Raw genomic sequence first — 22,988 nt, 5'->3', positions numbered from 1 at the left:
GGTCACGTAAAGTGCCAAAACAGCCACCGGAGCCTGGGCTCCGGTGGATGATGGGGTGCCATCGAGAATTACTTTTTCTTCTTGGCCCCTTCCTTGGCATCGCCTTTGCCTTTTTGCAGTTCGCCTTTGGCTTGCTGGGCTTTGCCTTTGGCTTCGGTTTTGCTGCTGCCGGTGGCCTTACCGGCGGCTTCTTTGGCTTTCCCGGCGGCTTTGTTGGCCGCGCCTTTCACTTTGTCTTCTTTGCCACTTGCCATGACGAACACCTCTAATCCGTTAGGAGGGAAAAGGCCGCTCGTCGCGTCCATGGGGCGTCGACGGCGGCTCTTTTCAGCGTAGTGCGTCGTTAAAAAATTACCTCAACTACTTTTCGGGCAGGCGAGTAGGTTCCCAGCGGTTGAGCAGATAGTGCAGACAAATCATCACCGATAGCGTGCCGATCAGCGCTACGCTCATGGACGAAAAGCGATACAGCGCGCTGTAGACCAAGTCTTGCTGTGGCCCCAACGACTGGCCGAATAGGATACCCATAGTGGTGAGCCCGCCAAACCCGATGCCGGAACCGCCGCCTTCCAAGATGTGCTCCCGCGCAAACAGCATCAAACCCAGCCAATAAAGCAGAATCACCAGCAGAAAGTGGTGGCTTTGGGTGTAGAGCGCCAGCTGCATCACCAGCGCGAGGTTACAGCCCAAGAGCGTGCCCACCGCGCGCTTGGCCGCCGACACCTGCGCGCCAAAGTAGCCCAGCGTAAACAGAATCAAGATGGTGGCCATTTGCGCCGAGAGCGACCCGCGCAGATCGAACACCTGAAACACTACGAACGAAAGCGTGGCGGTGATGCCGCCAATCAGGGTTTCATGGCGGATTTGCGCCGTCGATTTGCTGCCCCTGGGCGGCGGTTGGCGGGGTTCCCTATCGGGGAACAGGGTGTACATCAGCATGGCAATGAACACCGCCAGCACACTGGCCATGAGGTTACTGGCCAGCAGGTCGCTCAAATCCACACTGGGGTAGCTGGCGAAGTGCAGCAGTATGCTGAGCGTCAACACGCCGTTGGCACCAAACAGAAACAGCGGGCCTTTGGCCATCAAGTTGAAACGCAGCAGAAACAGCCCCAGCACCACCAGCGTCATCACCACGGGCATGTGTTTTAACAGCCCGACCACCAGGCTCACCTCCAGCACGTTGAGGCTCACGTTGGAGAGAAACTGGCGAATGATCGAGCCATTCAACACCGGCACCAAACCCAGCAAGAACATCGGAAAGACGGTAAAGAAGACACCGTAATTCCAGCCCATCAATTGGCTAATGATGAACCCCAAGGTGCCGCCGCCCGCGACCCGCAGGCACTGGCGCAGTCCGTTTTGGCTAAGTCCATTCTGGCTAAATCCATTCTGACTGAGCGCCGAGGAAGCGGGCACTGAGCGCGTAGCGGATGTTCCCGTACGCGAGGTTGATCGAGTAGGCGATTTAGTAGACATAATGAAGCCAGCTCACGAGCCGAGCCTGCAGCCAGGCAAACGGCTTGGCCAGCGCGTGCTCGCCGGGCACTAGCTGCACCGTGGCCCGCGCGCCGCTGGGCGGAAGCTCGTCCAAAGGCTCGTCCAGCGCGATGTGAATACGCACCCGCTGGGCATCGCGCACCCAGCGGTCGGAGGTCGGAATGTCCACCAGCTGCCCGTCGGCCGCCTGCTGCCCTTCCCGCACACCGGCATCGAACGCGCTCACGTGGCCTGCCAACAGGCGTCCCGGCAATGCATCGAACACCACCGTTGCTTCGTCGCCTTCCTTCACGTGGCGCAAGCTTTTCTCGCGAAAATCGGCCACGACGTCGACACGGCTGGCCACAAGCGCCACGGCGGGCTGGCCGGCCTGCACGTAATCCCCCGGCTGTAGCTGCAGGTTGGTGACTTCGCCCGCCTCCCGCGCTCTTACCGTGGCGCGGTCCACGTTTAACTCGGCTTGGGCGAGCGCATTGTCGGCCTGGCGCAGCCGCAGGTTGGCGTCGCCCTCTTCACCTAGCTGCACTTCTAGGCTATCGATTTGCGCGCGGGCAGACGCCACGGCAGCTTGGGCCGTATGCTCGGCGGCCACTTGCTGCTCGTACTGCTGGCGGGAGATGCCCTGCCGCCCTAACAGCGCCTCGGCGCGGTGGCGCTCACCGCTACGCTCTTCGAACGTGGCTTGAGCTGATGCCAGCGAGGCTCGCGCCGCCGCCAATTCGGCGGTTAGCCGAGCGTTCTCCTGCTCGGCCTGCTCGCGGTTCAACGCTGCCTGCTGTAGGGCAAGTTCGAACGGCGCCGGGTCTAGCCGAAACAGCACGTCGCCCGCGTCCACCCGCTGATGGTCCCGCACCACCACGTCTTTCACCGGCGCGCTGAGCTCCGGCGCAATCCGCGTCACGGGCCGCATCGCGCGTGCTTCCGGGGTCATGGGCATAAAGCTATCGGCGAGTAAGAAATAGACGAACAGCACTACAAACGCCGCCAGGGCTATTTTCACCCAGCGGATAAATCGTTGATCAGGGGTCATGGGTATTACTCGTTCACTGGCCCCCAAGCGGTCACGTGCACTCGGGGTAGCGTTAGACGGAATACCTTAGTCTAACAAATTTATTAGCACGCTAAAAATAAGCCCGACTGATCAATAAAAAGCCGCTCTGGCTTGAGCGGCTTGTCATTACTGGGAAGTGTCAAAAGGCTAGCGCCAGGAAGGCCCTCCCATCACATCCGGTAGCCACAGGGCAATGGCTGGGAACATCAGGACCAATGCCAGCACCACCAGTTGGGCAATAATAAAAGGCACCACACCTTTATACATGTGTTTGAGTGTCACTTCTGGTGGCGTGATTGCCCTCAAGTAGAAAATTGCCGGTGCCAATGGTGGTGTCAAGTAGCTGGTTTGAAGCACGACCAGGAACGCAACGCAGAACCAGATTTCATCGAAACCGAGCATCCTCACAATGGGCATGGCAACCGGGATGATAATGAGCACCACCGAGATCAGATCAAGCACAAACCCGGCAATAAAGGCAATCAGTAGAATCAGCCCCAAAATCATCCACGGGCTAAGCCCCGTGTCCATTAGCAGTGCTTGCACAGTCGCCATGCCACCTGAGGCAAAAAAGACGCCCGCAAACATACTGCCCCCCATTACGATCAGGAGAATCATCGCGGAGATGTTCACGGTCTTGATCGCCGAGGTCCAAAGCACCGACAGGGACAGATTACGGTAGGCGGCCGCCAAAATAATCGCGCCAAGCGCCCCACAGGCAGCCGCTTCTGTGGGCGTTGCCATACCCAGCAAAATGGTCCCCAGCACGGTGAAAATCAGCAACATGGTAGGGACTAACGCAATCAAGGTGATGCGCAGTTTGTCGCCAAAAGGAATATCCGGCTCCTGCTCCTGAATGCGCGGCGCCATCTCTGGCTTGAGATAGGCGACACCGACGATGTAGATCAAGAACATCGCGGCCATCAAAAAGCCAGGAATCAATAAACCGCTGAACAGTGACCCCACCGACACACCCGCCACGGGCCCCAGTACCACGACCGTAATGGAGGGCGGTATGGCCGTGCCTAGTGAACCGCTGGCACAAATAGTGCCCGACATCAGGCTCTTGCTGTACTGGTGCTTCAACATCACCGGGATTGCGAGCATACCGATGACGGCCTCGGTGGCCCCCACTACCCCGCTAGAGGCGGCAAACAGAGTGCCGAGGATGATCGCGCCAATGCCCAGCCCACCCGGCAAGCGGCGTGTCCACATGTGGATGGCTTCGAACAAGCGCTCGGCAATGCCGGAACGCTCCAGCATGGCGCCCATAAAGATAAATAGCGGCACCGCGGCCAGAATGGAATTTGAAGCGGTATCTTCTATTTTGGTCAGCAGCTGGTAAGCCGCCACGTCACCAAACTGGATGATGCCAAAGCCGGTGGCCACCAAAATCATCGAAAACGCAATCGGAAACCCTGCGATGATGAAGGCCATCAACGCCGGGAACATCAATAACGCGAGATAGCTACTCATTTGGCTGGCTCCTCGACGTCAGTCATCCCCAGGAGCACTCTGACCGATTTGAGCAGCTCGGCCACCACCTGCAGTGCCAATAGGGCAAAGCCTAAAAACCACACGGTAAAGATTGGCCAAACCACCGGATTCCAAGCCGAGCGGCCCGACCGCTCGTTGGTATCGAAAGCGGACCAAGCGTATTTGGATAGCTCCCAGACCAGCCACACGAGTACCGGCAGGAAAAGCACATAGCCCACCGCCCGGATCAGTGCGTTCGCCCGCGGTTTCAACTGCAGCGTCACGATATCGACGCTCACGTGCTGGCCCACCCGCAGCGCATTGGCCATACCCAACATGAACATGGCGCCCATGACCATGTAGCTGACCTCGAATGCCCATAGGGTCGGTCGACCCGCCACATAACGGCTGAACACCTCGACGATCAGTGCGCCTATCAATGGGAAGACCAGTATCGCTCCCAACCAACCAGCAACGCGTGTCAGCGCCTCTATGGATCGGATTAGTTTCATGGGAATTCTCAACGTATAGGAAAAACAAATAAAAGAGAGGCCTGTAGAGGCCTCTCTGTTGGTTGACGCTGTTGCCTCTTAGCGTGCCATGACGCCGATGGGCAGACGATACTCCGACCAGCTGTTCATATCGTTCTTGAACGTGCGCTGAGATTCGAGCACCCGCGCAAACCATTCGTTTTCAGCGGCGTATTCGTCTTCCCATTTCGCAGTCTCTTCGTAAATAGCGTCAATGAAGGATTGATCCAGCTCGACGATTTCGTTGGGACCCTCCACCAGTGCTTGATACGCCTCGAGATCAGCAAACGAACTGGCAAGCCAGGTATCGAACACGGACAGTTTGCCCGCGAGACGCAGCATGTTTTGCTCACGCTCGGATAGTTCTTCCCACGTGTCGCTGTTCACTTGGCACTCGAGGAAACCGCCTGATTGATGGACGCCCGGCGTAATGACGTACTGAGCGACTTCCTGAAAACCCGTCGGGCGGTTCATTTCAGGGCTGCCCCATTCGGCAGCATCAATCACGCCGCGCTCCAAAGCGCTGTAGATATCGCTGCCCGCCATGACCACCGTTGAGGCTCCCAGGCGCGAGGCGATTTCGGCCCAAGCGCCTGACGTGCGCAAGCGCAGCCCCTGGAAATCTTCGAGCGTTCTAACGGGCTTGTTGGAGTGAAGGAAAATCTCGGTGCCCAAGATGGCACAAGGAAACGCGACCACATCAAAGACGTCACGGCGATACTCTTCATAGAGATCTGCGCCGCCACCTTCATACATCCACAGCATGAACTCTTCAGGAGTCAGGCCGCTAGAGTGGCCCGCCAGCAATGCCGTGGTGGGGTCTGTTCCGTAGTCGTAGTTGATATAGTTATGACTCACTTGTGCAACGCCAGACATCACCGTATTGGTGACGCGCAGCGCACTACCGAGGGTGCCGCCTGGATAGACTTCGATGGCGATCTTGCCATCGGTCAGCTCGGCCACGCGGTCTGCAAACATTTGCGCATCGCGCTCGAGCCAGGGGCCGCCGCTCCAAGGCGTGGCCATTCGCCAGTTCATTTCCGCTGCAGAGACTGTGGCCGAGACACCGATACTGAGACCAACGGCTAGTGCGATTTTGTTTAGGTTGCGCATGGGGGTTTCCTCATAAATGGAGCGTTATAAGTTTGTTCGCTGGCCATTCGTTATGTTTATCGTTTTTTTGAAGGTACCACCTTCGCGCTTGCAGCATTTGGCCCAAACTGAGGGAAATTATGCTGATCCTCAGAATTGGCCCACTCACAACCAAAAACCCCGCTGCCGAGTCTGTGCTCGGTCAGCGGGGTCGTATTCCCTTGATGAATAAGCGCTAAACGCTTGCCGTGTTAGAAGCGGTAGCGAAGGCCTACGCTCGCCGCATCGAAATCGTAGGCGGATTCGTCCAGGTAGCGCATGTAGTCGGCACCAATCGAGACGTTGTTGGCAATGTCCATCTCGGCACCCGCGCCGTAAGAGAGACCACTTTCGCGATTATCGCTGATCTCGACCTCGGAGAAACCCGCTAAACCGTAAAGACGGAAGTTGGGCGCTACCGGGAGGATACCTTTGGCATACGCACCCGCCAGATGGTCTAGATCGGCGCCGCGATCCGAACCGCCGGTGCCTAGGTGGCCCTCGAGGGCGAAGTAATCGTTGAATTGGGCACCACCGCGCAGGCGTAGGCCGACATCGTCACGGGAGTCGCCACGGTCAGGGTTGAGGCTCCAAAACATGGCATCGCCACCCACGTATCCTTGTGGGTATTGGAAAGATTCTTGGGCTTGGGCGGATGCCGCAAACGCACCTGCACCTAACAGAAGCGCTGCAGAGGTCAGTGATAGTACGGTCATCTTCATGGGGATCACCTCAGTTAAAAAACAGTGTTTCCTTACGCTTTCGAAGTGTGGCCTAGGCCCATGAAGAACGCAATTCACCTACTGACGCTTGCATCGAGTTTCCTTTTTTCTTGCGCTGTTGATGACGTTTTCTAGCGCCCTTTGGAAAGGCTCAGTACGACGATGCCCCCAACCACCACCGCGCCGCCCACGAGTTGGCTAGGGCTGAGCATTTGGCCCAGTACCAGATAGGCTATCAACAGCGACGCCACCGGCTCGAAGTTCATCACCGGCGCGTTGCGGGCCATATCTAGCCGGGGCACGAAAATGAAGAGAATCGAGAATCCACTGCCGTACAGCAGCGCCAGCAGCGTTAACCCCACCCAGCCAGTACTGTTATCCGGCAGGCTCATACCGCCCGGTACGGCCCCGAGAAACCCTCCAATGATCATGGCGATGAACACGGTTTGCATGGTCAGCAGACTGCGCAGCGTGCTGCCTACCCCAGACAGGCGATGCTCGGTGACCCACAGCGCGCAGGCAAACGCAAAGGCCGCTAGTAGTCCAAAACCAATGCCTGCCAGCCATTCAGGTCCCATGGCATCGGCGTTAGCCACCCAGCTGGGAATGTCCAGCACCACCAGAAGGCCGATCAAAATGGTGCCCATGATCAGACAGCTACGTAAAGAAGGCCTAGGCCCGCCCAGCGCCCAGCTAATCAGCGCCAGTTGAATGGGGAAGGTATTCACCAACAGCAAAGCAATCACCACCGGAAGACGCGCGACGGCCGAGTAAAGGCTAACGCTTTGCAGCGTAATGAGTAGCCCCACCGCCAGCTGCCAGGGCCACGTTCCGGCAGGCAGCCAAAGGCGCTTTTTCTGCAGAATCACCAGCGAGAGTAGAATCAAGCAAGCCACACCCGAGCGCATCAACACCGCCAAGAGCAGCCCCGTGCCGTTATCGAAGGCCAGACGGGCTGAAACGTGGTTCGCGGCGAACATCGTCGCCACGGTCATCATTAACAGAATGGCCAGATGGCGGGGTAACAGCTTAGGGCTAGAAATCGAGGACATAAGAACAAAACGGCTCACGATGGGTTATATAAGGAACAGGATGCCGACATTTTACATAGAAGGCTAACTAAATTCTTCGCTGATTTTCCGCGTCGCAGCATGTTAAACTAAAGTCTATTCCCTTACTTCCTCATTACGTTACAAAGGTGGTTATGAACGCACCGGTGCTGGTCATTAACTGTGGCTCTTCTTCTATTAAATACGCTTTGATCGATGCGGACCCGCAGGTACCACGCTTGGCCGGGCTAGCGGAGCGCTTAGGCAGCAGCGACGCCCGCTTGAAAGGTAAAGACAGCGCCGGTGAAAGCTTTACCCAACCGCTGCCGAATGCTGACCACGCCGACGCCTTGAACGCCATTCTTCAGCGTTTGGAAGGTCGCGTACCGGGGGCCGTGGGCCACCGCATCGTTCATGGTGGCGAGCACTTCACCCAAGCAGCGCTGATCGATGACAGTGTGATCGAGGCCATCGAGACCACCGCTGCCTTGGCACCGCTGCATAACCCCGCCAACCTGGCGGGCATTGCCGCGACTCGTAAGGTGTTTCCGGACCTGCCTCAGGTGGCCGTGTTCGATACGGCGTTCCACCAAACGCTGCCGCCCCGCGCCTATCGCTATGCACTGCCGGAAGCGCTGTATACCGAGCACGGCATTCGCCGCTACGGTTTCCACGGTACCAGCCACGCCTTCGTTAGCCAGCGTGCCGGTGAGCTCAGCGGCCGTGGCGCGGGCGGCTGGCTGACCGCCCACCTGGGCAACGGCTGCTCTACCGCTGCGGTGTGGAACCACCAAAGCCTGGATACCAGTATGGGCCTTACGCCGCTGGAAGGCCTGGTGATGGGCACCCGCAGCGGCGACGTGGACCCCGGCCTGCACGCTCACCTGCACCGCCAGTTGGGCTGGTCACTGGACGAGATCGACGACGTGCTGAACAAGCAAAGTGGCCTGCTGGGGCTTTCCGGCTTGACCAACGACATGCGCGAAGTCGAAGAGCAAGCGGTGGCTGGCCACCCCGCTGCCAAACTCGCGCTGGACGTCTTCTGTTACCGCATTGCCAAATCGCTGGCGGCGCTGTCTTGTGCATTACCTAAGTTAGACGGCGTGATCTTCACTGGCGGCATTGGCGAGAACTCACCTATCGTACGTCGTGAAGTGCTGGCGCTGCTGCCTCACTTTGGTTTCAGCTTGGATGAAGCAAGCAACGAAGTCACCATTCGTGGCAAAGAGAGCAAGCTGGATAGCGCTGGCCACCAAGGCCCGGAAGTGTGGGTGATCCCTACCGACGAAGAGGGCCGCATTGCCATGGAAACCCGCCACTGCGTGGAGACCGCTGAATGAATAGCTCCCCCGAGCAACCGCAAGCGATTCTACTCGTACCTACCAGCATGGGCGCGGGGCTCACCTCCGCGTGCCTTGGCCTGATTCAGGCGCTCGACACCATCGGCCTGAAAGCCGGTTTTTTAAAGCCATTCATGCAGAACGAGCTGAATGGTCCAGGCTTGGACCGCTCGACGGCGCTCGTATCACGCACATTGAATCAGCGCCCGCCGTCGCCCATCTCTCAGACGCGCCTGGAGCGTCTCCTGCGCGACGACCAAACCGATGAGCTGATGGAAAACGTCATCGAGCTCTACGAACAAGTCGTGCAGCAAGCCTACCGAGATGGCAGCGCGCTAGACCTGGTCGTGGTGGAAGGCGTGGTACCGACCCAGCACACCACCTACGCCACTCAAACCAATGCGCAGCTTGCGCATGCGCTGAACGCGCGGATCATTCTGGTGGGCTCTGGGGATCTCAACGAGCCCCAGGCGCTGGCGGAAGAGCTGGATATGCACGCTCGAAGCTTTGGTGGCGTCAGCTCTAGCCGCACCTTGGGCGGCATCTTGATGCGCATGAAAAACCTGCCCTACGGTCAGGAGGATGATCTTTCCGCTGCACCGGGCACCATCAAGCCGCAGCTAGAAGAGCCAGTCCTCAACGAACTGCGCCGCTACTCGCCAGCGCTGGCCACCGATAGCTTTCATCTGATTGGCGTCGTGCCCTACAGCAAAACCCTAAGCGCTCCGCGCACGCTAGACGTGGCCCGGGCGCTGAACGCGAAAATGCTCAACGAAGGCGACGCCGCTAGTCGTCGCGTCCTCTCTACCAGCCTGTGTGCTAGAAGTGCGGCCAATGCGCTGCATATCTTCACGCCGGGTAGTCTGGTGGTCGCCTCCGGGGACCGTGATGACGTGGTGCTGGCCTCGGCGCTGGCCACCATGAACGGTACGCAGTTGGCGGGCGTACTGCTTACCAACGGCTTCTTGCCCAACGAGGGCATGATTGAGATGTGCCGCCCGGCGCTGAAAACCGGCTTACCGGTGCTGGCAGTCGACACCGATAGCCTGACAACGGCGCAGGACCTGAGCCAGCTCAACACCGAAATCCCCATGGATGATTTCGAGCGCGCCGAGCAAGTGGCACGCTACGTGGCTGCCCATATGGATTTAGAGTGGCTGAAAGCCAAACTGAGCCGTGGCTATACGCGCCGCCTGTCGCCTTCGGCGTTCCGGCACCAGCTGGTGAAGCTGGCCCAACAGGCCAAAAAACGTATCGTGCTACCGGAGGGCGACGAGCCGCGCACCATCGAAGCGGCGATCATCTGCCAGCGCCGTGGCATCGCCGACTGCGTGCTGCTGGGCAAACGCGACGATATCGAAAACGTCGCCCACCACCGCGGCCTCACGCTGCCCGATGCGCTGACCATCATCGACCCGGAAAGCACCCGCGCCCGCTACATCGGCCCCATGGTGGAACGTCGACGCGGCAAACTGAACGAGCTAACCGCCGAAGCACAGCTTCAAGATACGGTAGTGCTGGGCACCATGATGCTGCAGCTGGATGAAGTCGATGGGCTGGTGTCAGGGGCGGTGCACACCACCGCCAACACTGTTCGCCCGGCGTTTCAACTGATCAAAACGGCGCCTGAGTACAACCAGGTCTCTTCGATCTTCTTTATGCTGCTGCCGGAACAGGTGGTGGTGTACGGCGACTGCGCGGTGAACCCAGACCCGGATGCCGAAACGCTTGCCGAAATTGCCCTGCAAAGCGCCCGCTCTGCTGAAGCGTTTGGCATCGAGCCCCGCGTGGCAATGATCAGCTACTCCACTGGCGACTCCGGCACCGGTGCGGATGTGGATAAAGTGCGCGAAGCGACCCGCATCGCCAAGGAGCGCGCACCGCATCTCGCCATCGACGGCCCGCTGCAGTACGACGCCGCCGCCATCGAAAGCGTGGGCAAGCAGAAAGCCCCCGACTCCCCCGTGGCGGGCAAGGCAACGGTGTTCGTGTTTCCCGATCTCAACACCGGCAACACGACCTACAAAGCCGTTCAACGTAGCGCCCGAGTGGTCAGCGTGGGCCCGATGCTGCAGGGTTTGAACAAGCCGGTGAACGACTTGTCGCGCGGCGCTCTGGTGGATGACATCGTCTACACCATCGCCCTCACCGCGATCCAGGCCAGTCAGCGGGAAGGCTAAGTACTCACCGGTCTATACGCGCTAAAAGCAACGCCCCGAACGGTCAACTGTTCGGGGCGTTTTGGTTTTGCGTCAGGTTTAATTGTTCGGAGGTATCACGCCCACATGGGTACCATCGCCTCCAGCACCATCACTAAGCTCATGGCGGTGATAGTCAAAATCGACACGCCGAATACTTTCTTCGCCCAGCGCACGTCGTCTTCTAATCGATAGCCACACAGCGCCAAGTAGAGCCAGTAGCCCCCCATGGTGAGCGCCACGCACAGGTAGCCTGCGCCCGCTTGGCTGGCCAGTACCAGCGCCAGTGACGCGGGAATGAAGGCCACGATATAGCCCAGAATATGGTGTTTGGCACGTTTGATACCGTGAACCACCGGCAGCACGGGTATCGACGCACGGCGATAATCGGCGTAGCGGAAAATCGCGATGGCGTAGGAGTGCGGCATTTGCCACAAGCAGAAAATCACCAGCAGCATGAACGCGCCGCTGTCGAACTGCCCCGTGACCGCGCAGTACCCCACTACCGGCGGCATGGCGCCAGAGAGACTGCCCACCAGCGTGCCGTACTCGGAGTGGCGCTTCATGTAGAGGCTATACACCCCCACGTAGACGCCCCAGCCGATTACCGCCAGCGCCACCGTCAACCCGTTGGTGCCCAGCGCCAAGCAGACAACACCGGCCACCCCCAACAGCGCTGAAATACCCAGCGCCTGAGTGATCGAGATGCGCCCTTTGGCCAGCGGGCGATGGCGCGTACGCGCCATCAGTGCATCGATATCCCGGTCAATCACGTTGTTGCAGGCGCAGCCCGAGGCGATGACCAGGGCAATGCCCATCATTACCGAGGCAAAGGTGATCCAATCGAAAGTGCCGTGGGCGGCCAAAAAGTAGCCGCCCAAGGTCGCAATCAAGTTGCCACCAATGATCCCCGGCTTGGTGAGCGCCAGCACGTCGCGCCAGCGGCTCGGCGCCACGTTCAGCCGATCATCATGTTGAGATGCAGATGCTGCATGATCCATAACGAGCCCCCTACCACCAGGACGAGTATCGTCAGTGTGAAAACGAAGGACATCACGTTCCAGCCTTCGTCGGCTTTGGTATTCATATGCATAAACATGACCAGCTGGACCAAAATCTGCAGCACGGCTGTTATAGCGATGACCACCACCGTCGTGGCGGTGCTCAACGCACCGCTCATAACGACCGCGAACGGAATCACGGTTAGCACTAAAGATAGCAGAAGCCCCGTCACATACGATTTAACGCTGCCGTGAGAAGACGTTGAAGATGATGAATGACTCATGTCACAGCACTCCCATCAGATAAACGAACGAGAAGACGCAGATCCACACGATGTCCAGGAAGTGCCAGAACAGGCTCAGGCACAGAATCCGCGGACGTGTCATCGGGGTGATGCCCTTGGTCGAAAGCTGCACCAGCATCACTAGAATCCACACCAAACCAACGGTCACGTGGAGGCCGTGGGTGCCGACCAGGGTAAAGAAGGACGAGAGAAACGCGCTCTGATCAGGGCCGTAGCCCTGATGAATCAAGTGCTGAAACTCGTACACTTCCATACCGACGAACGCGGCACCGAGCAAGAAGGTGATCGCCAGCCACGCTTTTACTTGGCCGACGCGCTCGGCATTCATCGCCAGTACGCCCATGCCAAAGGTGAAGCTACTGAACAGCAGCAGGAAGGTCTCCACCAGCAAGAAGGGCAGTTCGAAGATATCTGCTGCCGTGGGTCCGGCGGCCGTGCCTTTCATCAGCACGGCGTAGGTAGCGAACAGTGACCCGAAGATCACCAGGTCACTCATCAAGTAGACCCAGAAGCCAAATACTTTCGTGCCGGTCGCGTCGTGGTGCTCATGGGGCTCGGACGCGGCGCCATGATGTAGGGTATCGGTGGCCATTACGCGCGTGCCTCCACATAGTTGGTCTGTTCACGGTCAGACGCTGCGCTGCTCGGCGCAGACGTTTTGCGCTTTTCGTGCGCGCGCTCGATGCGCGCCACTTCGGCAGCGGGCACGTAGTAGTCGATATCTTCGTTGAATACACGGGCCAAGAAGCTGGCGACGGCACCCAACGCACCGACGGCGGCCAGCCACCAGATATGCCATACCAGTGCAAAACCTAGAATCAGCGCAAAGAAGCTAATTACCGGACCCGCCACGGTATTACGCGGCATGTGAATATCGGTGTAGGGCGCTTCGTCCAACTGCTCGTTGCTACGCTGCTTTTGCGACCAGAAGCTGTCGATGTCGCCGACTTCCGGCAGGCGCGCGAAGTTGTAGAACGGTGCAGGCGACGAGGTGGACCACTCCAGCGTGCGGCCATCCCAGGGGTCGCCGGTCAGATCTGCATTCAGCTTGCGGTCGCGGATACTGACCCAGAACTGAATGATGGTGCAGGCAATTCCCATCATGATGATCACGGCACCTACCCAGGCCAGAATCATCCAGGGTTGCCACTCAGGATTGGCGTAGGACTGCATACGGCGCACGGCACCGAAGAAACTCAAGACATAGAGCGGCATGAACGCGACGTAAAAGCCAATGAACCAGCACCAGAACGAGCGCTTGCCCCACTTCTCGCTCAGCGTGAAGCCGAACGCTTTCGGGAACCAGTAGGTCAGGCCCGCCATCATGCCGAACACCACGCCGCCAATGATCACGTTGTGGAAGTGGGCAATCACGAACAGGCTGTTGTGCAACACGAAGTTGGCCGCCGGTAACGCCAGCATGACGCCGGTCATACCGCCTAGGGTAAAGGTGATGATGAAGCCCAGAGTCCACAGCACTGGCGAGGTCAGCTCTAGGCTGCCGCGGAAAATAGTGAACAGCCAGTTGAACACCTTCACCCCGGTGGGGATGGCAATGATCATCGTCATGATGCCGAAGAAGGCATTGACGTTGGCACCGGCCCCCATGGTGAAGAAGTGGTGCAACCAGACGATGAACGACAGCAGCGTAATGGCCACCGTGGCCCACACCATGGTTTTGTAACCAAACAGGCGCTTGCGAGCGAAGGTGGCGATCACTTCAGAGAACACGCCAAAGGCCGGCAGAATCAGAATGTAGACTTCGGGGTGACCCCAGGCCCAAATGAGGTTGACGTACATCATCATGTTGCCGCCAAAATCATTGGTGAAGAAGTGCATACCGAAGTAGCGATCGAGCGTCAGCAGCGCGATGGTCGCGGTCAGAATCGGGAACGAGGCAATGATGAGGACGTTGGCGCACAGCGACGTCCAGGTAAAAATCGGCATGCGGAACATCGTCATGCCTTTGGTGCGCATTTTCAGAATGGTGACGAAGAAGTTGATGCCGGTGAGCGTGGTGCCTATCCCGGATATTTGCAGTGCCCATATCCAGTAATCGACCCCCACCCCGGGGCTAAACTCTATCCCCGATAACGGCGCGTAAGCGAGCCAGCCGGTTTTGGCGAACTCCCCTACCACGAGGGAAATATTGACCAAAATCGCCGACACGGCGAATAGCCAGAAACTCAGGTTATTCAAAAACGGGAAAGCGACGTCGCGGGCGCCGATTTGCAGGGGCACCACCAGGTTCATCAGACCGATGACCATGGGCATCGCCACGAAGAAGATCATGATCACGCCGTGGGCGGTAAAGATCTGATCGTAGTGTTCAGGAGGGAGATAGCCTGCGGCCCCACCGGCCGCCATGGCCAGTTGTGTCCGCATCATGATCGCATCGGCAAAGCCGCGAAGCAGCATCACCAAGGCCACCACGAAGTACATGATGCCAAGCTTTTTGTGGTCAACGGAGGTAAACCACTCGTTCCACAGCCAGCCCCATTTTCGGTAGTACGTCAGTGCGCCTAGTAGCGCGGCACCTCCAAGCGCCATAAAGGCGGCAACGACCATAATGATCGGTTCGTGGTATGGAATGGCTTCTAACGTGAGTTTTCCAAACATGCTTAACCCCCCGCTTCAACGCTTGTGGGATGGCCGCCCAGGGCGTGGTCATCACCTGCATGCTGATTGGTAACATGGCCGATCGCGGCCTGCTGTTGCGACGCGCTGGCGCTCTCTAGCTCGCTGGATTCGCCGTGACTGTCGTGAGCATCACTGATGGCGTCACCGTGGCTCGAATGACCGTCGTGACCGCTGCCGTCACCGCTGTGGAAGCTGCTCACGATCGACTCATACAGCTCGGGCGTGACCGCCGAGAAGTACTCCACCGGGTGATACTCGGTCGGCTGCGCTAGGGCTTCGTAACCGTCCGGGAAGGTCAGGGTGTCATCGGCGGCACGCACGTTGTCCACCCAGGCGTCGAATTCCGCCGAAGAGGTGACGTGGGCATCGAAGGTCATGCCAGAAAAGCCAGCGCCGCTGTAGTTAGTGGAACGACCGGGATAGACGCCCTCTTCGTCGGCAATCAGGTGAACGTCGTTATCCATGCCCGCCATGGCGTAGATCTGGCTGCCCAGACGTGGAATGAAGAAGGCGTTCATCACCGAGCCAGAGCTCACCCGGAAGCGCACCGGCGTATCCACTGGGAACGCCAACTCGTTGACACTGGCAATCCCCTGTTCGGGATAGATGAATAGCCATTTCCAATCCAACGCGACGGCTTGAATCTCCATGGGTTCCACGCTGCCTTCGATCGGCTTGTGGGGGTCCAGGCTGTGAGAGGTTTTCCAGGTAAGAAAGGCGAGAACGGCAATGATCAAGCAGGGAACGGTCCAAACCGCCGCCTCGATGGCATTGGAGTGCGCCCAATCCGGCAGATACTTGGCAACGCGGTTGCTGCGGCGGTAACGCCAGCCGAACAAAAGCGTCATCACGATGACCGGAATGACCACGATCAGCATCAACCCAAAGGAGGTCAGAATCAGAGAGCGCTGCTCGACGCCAATCTGCCCCTTCGGATCCAGCAATGCAGAACTGCAGCCCGTTAACAGCAAGCACAATACGACGAGCACAAACGTGCCTCGCCTGCGCCAGTGGGTAGGTAGTTGCATGGTGTGATCTCATCAGAGAGTTGTCTAAAACAGCCTGCTGTTTGGCTGGCTAACTAGCCAGCTATATAGCAAGCTAACTATCACCCCATACTTTTCCCAGAACAGTGAGAGCGTAAGCGTTGCTCCGGGAAAAATATGCGCCACCGCATGGGGTTGGTGGCGAGCCTCGGCCATGCGCTGATGCGCATCAACTAAGACTAAAGTATTTTCTATTGATCTGAGTCAATCAGAAAGAGACGTTATGCCGCACCCCGCGCACCGTTTTGAAGAGGGCGATACGGAGCTTCGACCGTCTTTCATTAGGCGAGCGTGACGTTAAGCGCGGGCAGCGGATGGCGCTCCAGCAAACCAGGGGCGCGCTCGTCGTCGGTGACGATGACATCGAAGTCTTCCAGCGAGGCAAAATAGGCCGGGCGCACCACGCCAAATTTGCTGGCATCGACCACCAACAGTCGCTGCATTGCCGTGGCAATGGCCGCTTGCTTTGGCCCTACTTCGTGAAAATGGAAGCAGCTGACGCCTCGTTCGCAATCCACGCCGGCAGCAGAGATCAGCGCCTTGTTGATGCCCAAGCGCTCGATGGCCGCGCCCATACCGTCGCTGCCAAACGATTGAGAGGACGCGTAGAAAAGCCCACCTAGCAATACGAGGCGCACATTGGGCAGCCCAGCGACGGCGTTGGCTACGTTGAGGGCATAGGTCACCACGGTTAGCTCTCGGAAACGACTAAGCTGACCCAGCAGTGGAATGAGCGTGGAGCCGCAGTCGATAAACAGCGTATCGCCCTCTTCGATGAAGCTGGCCGCGCGCTGGCAAAGGCGCTGTTTGACTTGGTAATGGCTCGCCTGCTGCTCGGTCAAATCGTATACCGGCGTCACGCCGGGGTAGCTGGCCATCACCAATCGCCCGCCCAACAGGCTAATGGCCGACGGCTGCGTCGAGAGATCCCGTCGAATGGTCATTTCGGAGACGCCGCACAGCTCGGCGGCATCGCGAAGATGCAGGGTTCCCCCGCTGGCCAGCGCTTCTTGCAGCATGGCCATGCGCTGTGCGCTGCGATCGTTCATGTCCGGCATCTCCTTATGATTCATTTTGTTATCGGCATTGCGTCCCGCCAGGCATCCTATGCTGAGCTAGGGCCCTGCCAATTTCCACTACTGCGCACTCTTTTCACTGGCGTCACCCACCCGTGATGCGCTTATCACATTTAAATAGCGTTGATGTGACGATACTTGCAAATCAGCGTTAAAAAAATAACACTCAATGTTATAATTTTAACATCAACGCCAGCCCACACGACCCATAACGTCGGAACGCCATTCCCTCTGGCTCCGAGATACAACCCTGTTGAGGCTTCCATGACTGCTCACTCTCACACTCGTTCTTCTACTTTCGTCACGCTTGGCGCTGGTGTTTTACTGACCGGTGCGGCGCTCGCTACACCCGCTTTGGCAGACGATGCCGAACCGCGTACCCTCGACCGCTTGTGGTCGTTTGCCAACGTCTCGGTCAACTACCTGGATTGGTCCAACGGCACCGAAGCGCGCACGGCTAGCAATGCCGCGAAAAGCGACTTTACATTCGTCGAAATCGAAGGCGGCGTCGGCTTTAGCTGGGGCGAGTTCTACGGCTTCTTCGATTTCGAGAATCCGACCAATGATCAATTCGACCAAGCCAGCGGCGGTAAAGACAACTTCCGCACCGCTGGTAAAGTGACCTCGCACATCTACCTGGGCGACAGCCCGCTGTCGATTTACGCCCACCTGTACGATTTCCGCGACTACGGCTTCAACGGCCGCGAGCAGGATCAAATTCTTGGCCTCGGCTATCGCACCACGTTCGATAATGGTCTGTGGTTCAAGCCCTTCATTGGTGCCGCGCGAGTACAAAGCGATGGCTACACTGGCATGAATGGCTTCATGGCAGGCTGGGTCGCGGGCTACGATTTCACCGCTGGCAACCAAAATTTCAGCGTCACCAACTGGCACGAGCAGACCTTCGGTCGTGACGATGAGTATCTTTCTCAGAACTACGTGAATGGTACCGCTGGCAGCGTGGGCACCAACGGAGCGCTGAGCCTATGGTGGCACCCGTCCGAGCTGATCACGACGGGCGTGCAGTACCGCTACTCAGAGAATAAACTGGGCACCCCGGATGCTTACCAAAACGCGATGATCTACTCAGTGAAGTTGAACTTACTGTAATCGCTCACACTCCTCACGATCCGAAGGTACTCCCATGACCCTCATCATGAGCTTGGTTGGTATGGTCACCCTAGTGGCCATTGCCCTGATTTTTTCTTACGACCGCAAGTCGATTCGGCTGCGCACCGTGCTGGGTGCCTTTGCCATCCAAGCCGGTATTGGCGCGTTCGTGCTTTACGTACCGTTTGGCCAAGCGGTGCTTCAGGCCATCTCGGCGGGCGTTAGCCAGGTGCTGGTGTACGCCAACGACGGTATCGGCTTTTTGTTTGGTGGCCTTGCCGATGTAGAAAACGTCGGTTTCGTGTTTGCCATCAAAGTACTGCCGGTCATCATCTTCTTCTCGTCGCTGATTGCCGTGCTCTACTACCTGGGCATCATGCAGTGGGTCATTCGGATTCTGGGCGGCGCACTGCAAAAAGCACTGGGCACCTCGCGTACCGAATCGCTCTCGGCCACGGCCAATATCTTCGTCGGCCAAACCGAAGCACCACTGGTGGTGCGTCCGTTCATTGCCCGCATGACGCCATCGCAGCTCTTCGCCGTCATGTGCGGCGGTTTGGCCTCGGTGGCCGGTTCGGTGCTGGCGGGCTACGCCGCGCTGGGCATTCCGATGGAGTACCTGGTGGCCGCCTCGTTCATGGCAGCACCGGGCGGTCTGCTGTTCGCCAAGCTGATCATGCCGGAAACTCAGGACGCCGAGGATAGCGATAGCGTCTCCAAGGTCGATGAAGAGCTGAAAGAGCAGGACGACAAGCCTACCAACGTACTGGATGCCGCGGCGTCCGGCGCGACCTCCGGCCTGATGCTGGCGGCCAACGTTGGTGCGATGCTGCTGGCGTTCATCGGGTTGATCGCGCTGATCAACGGCATTTTAGGCGGCGTTGGCGGCTGGTTCGGCTTTGAATCGCTGAGCCTCGAGCTCATTCTCGGCTGGCTGTTTGCGCCGCTGGCGTTCCTGCTCGGCGTGCCGTGGGAAGAGGCAACGCTGGCAGGTTCGTTCATCGGCCAAAAGCTGGTGGTCAACGAGTTCGTCGCCTACATCAATCTAGCGCCGTACATCGATGGCGAACAGGTCGTGGCGGCAACGGGTCAACTGATGACCCCGCACACCATGGCCATCCTGTCATTTGCCCTGTGCGGTTTCGCTAACCTGTCATCGATTGCCATTCTGCTGGGTGGCCTGGGTAGCATTGCTCCCACGCGCCGCAAAGAAATTGCCCGCTTCGGTGTCAAAGCGGTCTTGGCCGGTACGCTCTCTAACTTGATGTCTGCTTCCATCGCCGGCTTCTTCATTGCGCTAAGCAGTTTGACGGCGTAACGCAGCGAGCACCACACCATTCAACGGGCGCTGCTATGTTTTCGCAGTGCCCGTTTTGTCTTTTATCGATTTGCGAGAATGTCATGAACGCTACTGCCTCCCCCCAGCTCACCCAAGCCCAACTCACCCAAGCCGCTCGTCAAGCTTTGTCGCTAATGGATTTGACCAGCCTGAACGACAGTGACACCGACAGCGTGATCGAAGCGTTGTGCCAGCAGGTAAAAACGCCGTTCGGCAACCCGGCGGCGGTGTGCGTTTACCCGCAGTTCATCGTCACCGCTGCCCGCGCGCTCAGTGCCCACAAGCTGGAGAGCCAAGTCAAGATCGCCACGGTCACCAACTTCCCCCACGGCGGCGACGATATCATGGGCGCTGCCCGTGAAACCCGCGAAGCGGTAGCGTCAGGTGCCCACGAGGTCGACGTGGTGTTTCCTTACCGTGCGCTGATGGCAGGCGATGAAGAGACGGGGCGCGAGCTGGTGGAAATGTGCAAAGCCGCCTGCGGCGGGCAAGCCCAGCTTAAAGTCATCATCGAATCTGGCGAACTCAAGGAGCCTGCGCTTATCCAACGTGCAAGCGAGCTGGCCATCGAAGGTGGCGCTGACTTCATCAAGACATCCACCGGTAAAGTACCGGTGAACGCCACGCTAGACGCCGCCGAGATCATGCTAAAAGCCATCAAAGCCAGCGGTAAAAATGTCGGTTTCAAAGCCGCTGGTGGCGTTCGCACCGCCGAAGAAGCGGCCCAGTATCTGGCGCTGGCTGCCGACATTATGGGTCCGCAGTGGGTGACGCCCGAGCACTTCCGGTTCGGTGCGTCCAGCCTACTGACGAACCTACTGAACACGCTCAACGGCAATGCCGATGCCGCGACCAATGGAGGCTACTAAATGTCGTCAAACGCTTCTCACCATGCCCTGCTCCCCCAAGAACTGATTCGCCTGAAGCGCGACGGCCAGCCGCTGCCCGCTGAAGAGATCAAAGCTTTCGTGCAGGGCATTGCCGACGACCGCATCAGCGACGCGCAGATCGGTGCTTTCACCATGTCGGTGTTTTTGAATGGCATGAGTCGTGAAGAGGTCGTGGCGCTGACCACCGCGACGCGCGATTCAGGCCACGTGATGCAGTGGGATTCGCTCAACCTGCCTGGCCCGATCGTGGACAAGCACTCTACCGGCGGCGTGGGTGACCTGGTATCGCTGGTGTTGGGCCCTTGGGTCGCCGCCTGCGGCGCCTTCGTCCCGATGATTTCTGGCCGCGGCCTGGGCCACACCGGCGGCACGCTGGATAAGCTGGAATCGATCCCTGGCTACGACCCCTACCCCGCTCCCGAGCGCTTCAGTGACGTGGTGAAGTCCACCGGCGTTGCGATCATCGGCCAAACCGGCAACCTCGCCCCGGCGGACAAGCGCATCTACGGCGTGCGTGACGTGACCGCCACCGTGGAATCCATTCCGCTGATCACTGCGTCCATCTTGGGTAAAAAGCTGGCGTCTGGCCTGGACGCCCTGGTCATGGACGTCAAGGTCGGCAGCGGCGCGTTCATGCCCACCCCGGAAAAATCCCGCGAACTGGCGAAAAGTATCGCCAATGTCGCGACCCAAGCAGGCACGCCCACCACCGCCCTTCTGACCGATATGAGCCAGCCGCTGGCCCCGTGTGCCGGTAACGCGGTGGAGATCGTCGAAACCCTGGCGCTGCTGCGCGGCGAGCGCGCCAACAGCCGCGTGATGCAGGTCACCCGCGAACTCGCCGTCGAAATGCTGATGGCGGGCAAACTGGTGGCTAACCGCGAAGAAGCCCTTACCAAGTTAGACAAAGCGCTCACCTCCGGCGCAGCCGCAGAAGTCTTCGCCCGCATGGTGCGCGAACTGGGCGGCCCCGCCGACTTCATGGAGCGTTCGGACAGCTACCTGGCCACCGCACCGGTCATTCAGGCAGTGTACCCCGAGCAGAGCGGCATCGTGCAGCGCTTCGATAACCGTACCGTGGGCATGAGCGTGGTGGAGCTGGGCGGTGGCCGTCTGCGTAACGACGCCAGCGTCGACCACAGCGTCGGGTTTAGCGATATCGCCGAAATCGGCGACCGTGTGGATAGCCAGCGCCCGCTGGCCATCGTTCACGCCCGGACCGAAGAGGCCGCCGCTCGTGCCGCCGCCCAGCTACGCGCGGCGGTTACCGTCGGCGACGCCGAGGCCACCGCCGACACCCTGCTGCAAGAGACCTTCCGAGGAGAAGCCTAATGCGTCGTGCCATCGTCTTAGTTCTGGACTCTTTTGGAATCGGTAGCGCGCCGGACGCCGCTACCTTTGGCGACCAAGGTGCCGACACCCTGGGCCACATCGCCGCGGCCTGCGCCCGTGGCGAAGCGGATACCGCCGAGCGCTCCGGCCCGTTGAAGCTCCCCAACATGGCCGCGCTCGGCCTGTTCCACGCCCACCGGGATGCCACCGGCAGCGTCGCGGAAGGCGTCAGCCTGCCCGAGCAGTTGAGCGGCGCTTACGCCCACGCCAAAGAGATCTCCAGCGGTAAGGACACCCCTTCCGGCCACTGGGAAATTGCTGGAGTACCGGTGCGCTTCGACTGGGGTTACTTCAGCGACAAGACCGATAGCTTCCCCCAAACGCTGCTGGACAGCATCGTCGAGCAGGCCGACCTGCCTGGCGTGATCGGTAACTGCCACGCCTCGGGCACCGAGATCATTGCCCGCCTGGGTGAAGAGCATATCCAGAGCGGCAAGCCGATCGTCTACACCTCGGCAGACTCCGTGTTCCAGATTGCCGCCCACGAAGAGCATTTTGGCCTGGAGCGCCTCTACGCCCTGTGCGAAACCGTGCGCGAACTGCTGGCGCCGTACAACATTGGCCGCGTCATCGCCCGCCCGTTCATCGGCGATGACAGCCAAAACTTTGCCCGCACCGGCAATCGCCGCGACTACAGCATCGAGCCGCCCACCCCGACCGTGCTGCAAAAACTCGCCGATGCCGGGGGCGAAGTGGTCTCGATTGGCAAGATCGCCGACATCTACGCCCACTGCGGCATCACCCACAAGGTCAAAGCCAGCGGCCACGACGCGCTCATGGAGGCCACTCTAGCGGAAGTCGCGCGCACCGCACGCGAGACTAGCGACCGCCCAACCATGATCATGACCAACTTCGTGGATTTCGACTCGGTCTATGGCCACCGCCGGGACGTGCCGGGCTACGCCGCTGCGCTGGAGCACTTCGACGCCCGCCTGCCGGAGCTGCTGGCGGCGCTTAACGATGACGACCTGCTGCTGCTCACCGCCGACCACGGCTGCGATCCCAGCTGGGAAGGCACCGAGCACACCCGCGAATACGTGCCCATCATGGTGCGCGGCGCAGGCTTCGCCCCCGGCCCGCTGGGCGAGCGCGGCACCTTCGCCGACATCGGCCAAACCCTGGCCGACTACTTCACGCTCGAGGCGATGGCCGACGGCGACAGCTTTTTGACCAAAGCGGCTTAAAGGAGAGA

Annotated in this window: 21 protein-coding genes; 7 read left to right on the top strand and 14 right to left on the bottom strand. The window is 59.2% G+C overall.

The features are described 5' to 3' along the window. Positions 1-68: 68 nt before the first annotated feature. The 8 genes from MHM85_RS03510 to MHM85_RS03475 all read right to left on the bottom strand — a co-directional run bounded on the left by MHM85_RS03510 (position 69) and on the right by MHM85_RS03475 (position 7,462). Entirely contained in the window at positions 69-254 is a 186-nt protein-coding gene (locus MHM85_RS03510) for a CsbD family protein (protein WP_139525293.1), read from the bottom strand. 106 nt (positions 255-360) lie between these two features. Next, positions 361-1,479, bottom strand: a complete 1,119-nt coding sequence (locus MHM85_RS03505; RefSeq protein WP_219863048.1) for a DUF2955 domain-containing protein — start codon at positions 1,477-1,479, stop codon at positions 361-363. Beyond that, positions 1,469-2,530: an HlyD family secretion protein gene (locus tag MHM85_RS03500; protein WP_219863045.1), complete on the bottom strand. Its 1,062-nt coding sequence runs from the start codon at positions 2,528-2,530 to the stop codon at positions 1,469-1,471. The genes MHM85_RS03505 and MHM85_RS03500 overlap by 11 nt, the downstream gene beginning before the upstream one ends. A 168-nt stretch (positions 2,531-2,698) precedes the next feature. Then, positions 2,699-4,027 carry a TRAP transporter large permease subunit gene (locus MHM85_RS03495; RefSeq protein ID WP_139525290.1) on the bottom strand — a complete coding sequence of 443 codons (1,329 nt, stop codon included), beginning with the start codon at positions 4,025-4,027 and terminating at the stop codon, positions 2,699-2,701. Beyond that, positions 4,024-4,539: a TRAP transporter small permease subunit gene (locus MHM85_RS03490; protein ID WP_219863043.1), complete on the bottom strand. Its 516-nt coding sequence runs from the start codon at positions 4,537-4,539 to the stop codon at positions 4,024-4,026. Before MHM85_RS03490 ends, MHM85_RS03495 begins: the two co-directional genes overlap by 4 nt. A gap of 78 nt (positions 4,540-4,617) precedes the next feature. Continuing rightward, a complete protein-coding gene (locus MHM85_RS03485; RefSeq protein WP_219863041.1) occupies positions 4,618-5,670 on the bottom strand; it encodes a C4-dicarboxylate ABC transporter substrate-binding protein in 1,053 nt (350 codons plus the stop codon). A 230-nt stretch (positions 5,671-5,900) separates the two neighbouring features. Continuing rightward, positions 5,901-6,410, bottom strand: coding sequence for a porin family protein (locus MHM85_RS03480; RefSeq protein ID WP_058575966.1), 510 nt, complete (start codon positions 6,408-6,410; stop codon positions 5,901-5,903). Positions 6,411-6,541: 131 nt separating this feature from the next. Then, positions 6,542-7,462, bottom strand: a complete 921-nt coding sequence (locus tag MHM85_RS03475) for a DMT family transporter (RefSeq protein WP_153842249.1) — start codon at positions 7,460-7,462, stop codon at positions 6,542-6,544. A gap of 152 nt (positions 7,463-7,614) precedes the next feature. Here MHM85_RS03475 and MHM85_RS03470 point away from each other — a divergent pair, with 152 nt between their 5' ends. Together MHM85_RS03470 and pta are read left to right on the top strand one after the other, a co-directional pair. Then, positions 7,615-8,799 carry an acetate kinase gene (locus MHM85_RS03470; protein WP_219863039.1) on the top strand — a complete coding sequence of 395 codons (1,185 nt, stop codon included), beginning with the start codon at positions 7,615-7,617 and terminating at the stop codon, positions 8,797-8,799. Then, positions 8,796-10,979, top strand: coding sequence for a phosphate acetyltransferase (gene pta / locus MHM85_RS03465; RefSeq protein ID WP_219863037.1), 2,184 nt, complete (start codon positions 8,796-8,798; stop codon positions 10,977-10,979). The genes MHM85_RS03470 and pta overlap by 4 nt, the downstream gene beginning before the upstream one ends. Positions 10,980-11,074: 95 nt before the next feature. Here pta and cyoE read toward each other — a convergent pair whose 3' ends face one another. The 6 genes from cyoE to MHM85_RS03435 all read right to left on the bottom strand — a co-directional run bounded on the left by cyoE (position 11,075) and on the right by MHM85_RS03435 (position 17,038). Then, positions 11,075-11,998 (bottom strand): heme o synthase, encoded by a 924-nt coding sequence (gene cyoE / locus MHM85_RS03460; RefSeq protein ID WP_139525284.1) that lies wholly within the window; start codon positions 11,996-11,998, stop codon positions 11,075-11,077. Further along, positions 11,956-12,282, bottom strand: coding sequence for a cytochrome o ubiquinol oxidase subunit IV (cyoD, locus tag MHM85_RS03455; RefSeq protein ID WP_044629017.1), 327 nt, complete (start codon positions 12,280-12,282; stop codon positions 11,956-11,958). The genes cyoE and cyoD overlap by 43 nt, the downstream gene beginning before the upstream one ends. 1 nt (position 12,283) lies before the next feature. Next, positions 12,284-12,895: a cytochrome o ubiquinol oxidase subunit III gene (cyoC, locus tag MHM85_RS03450; protein WP_239284871.1), complete on the bottom strand. Its 612-nt coding sequence runs from the start codon at positions 12,893-12,895 to the stop codon at positions 12,284-12,286. Continuing rightward, positions 12,895-14,922: a cytochrome o ubiquinol oxidase subunit I gene (cyoB, locus tag MHM85_RS03445; RefSeq protein WP_139525283.1), complete on the bottom strand. Its 2,028-nt coding sequence runs from the start codon at positions 14,920-14,922 to the stop codon at positions 12,895-12,897. Before cyoB ends, cyoC begins: the two co-directional genes overlap by 1 nt. Positions 14,923-14,924: 2 nt before the next feature. After that, positions 14,925-15,971 (bottom strand): ubiquinol oxidase subunit II, encoded by a 1,047-nt coding sequence (gene cyoA / locus MHM85_RS03440; RefSeq protein WP_219863035.1) that lies wholly within the window; start codon positions 15,969-15,971, stop codon positions 14,925-14,927. A gap of 299 nt (positions 15,972-16,270) precedes the next feature. Further along, positions 16,271-17,038, bottom strand: a complete 768-nt coding sequence (locus MHM85_RS03435) for a DeoR/GlpR family DNA-binding transcription regulator (protein WP_062374779.1) — start codon at positions 17,036-17,038, stop codon at positions 16,271-16,273. A gap of 291 nt (positions 17,039-17,329) precedes the next feature. On the opposite strand from MHM85_RS03435, the gene MHM85_RS03430 reads away from it, so the two are divergent. From MHM85_RS03430 to MHM85_RS03410, 5 genes are all read left to right on the top strand, one after another. Next, positions 17,330-18,175: an outer membrane protein OmpK gene (locus MHM85_RS03430; RefSeq protein ID WP_219863032.1), complete on the top strand. Its 846-nt coding sequence runs from the start codon at positions 17,330-17,332 to the stop codon at positions 18,173-18,175. Positions 18,176-18,209: 34 nt separating this feature from the next. Beyond that, positions 18,210-19,493, top strand: a complete 1,284-nt coding sequence (locus tag MHM85_RS03425) for a NupC/NupG family nucleoside CNT transporter (protein WP_139525280.1) — start codon at positions 18,210-18,212, stop codon at positions 19,491-19,493. A gap of 83 nt (positions 19,494-19,576) precedes the next feature. Continuing rightward, positions 19,577-20,383: a deoxyribose-phosphate aldolase gene (gene deoC, locus MHM85_RS03420; RefSeq protein WP_153842241.1), complete on the top strand. Its 807-nt coding sequence runs from the start codon at positions 19,577-19,579 to the stop codon at positions 20,381-20,383. Continuing rightward, entirely contained in the window at positions 20,384-21,736 is a 1,353-nt protein-coding gene (deoA, locus tag MHM85_RS03415) for a thymidine phosphorylase (protein WP_219863031.1), read from the top strand. Beyond that, the gene (locus MHM85_RS03410) at positions 21,736-22,980 is read left to right on the top strand and encodes a phosphopentomutase (protein WP_139525277.1); all 1,245 of its coding nucleotides are present in this window, start codon (positions 21,736-21,738) and stop codon (positions 22,978-22,980) included. Before deoA ends, MHM85_RS03410 begins: the two co-directional genes overlap by 1 nt. Positions 22,981-22,988: the final 8 nt, after the last annotated feature.

It is taken from the genome of Halomonas sp. McD50-4 (assembly GCF_022348135.1).
In the GTDB taxonomy this organism is placed as follows: domain Bacteria; phylum Pseudomonadota; class Gammaproteobacteria; order Pseudomonadales; family Halomonadaceae; genus Vreelandella; species Vreelandella piezotolerans.
Note: the sequence above shows the minus strand (reverse complement) of the source record. Positions and strands in the feature narration are given on the sequence as shown.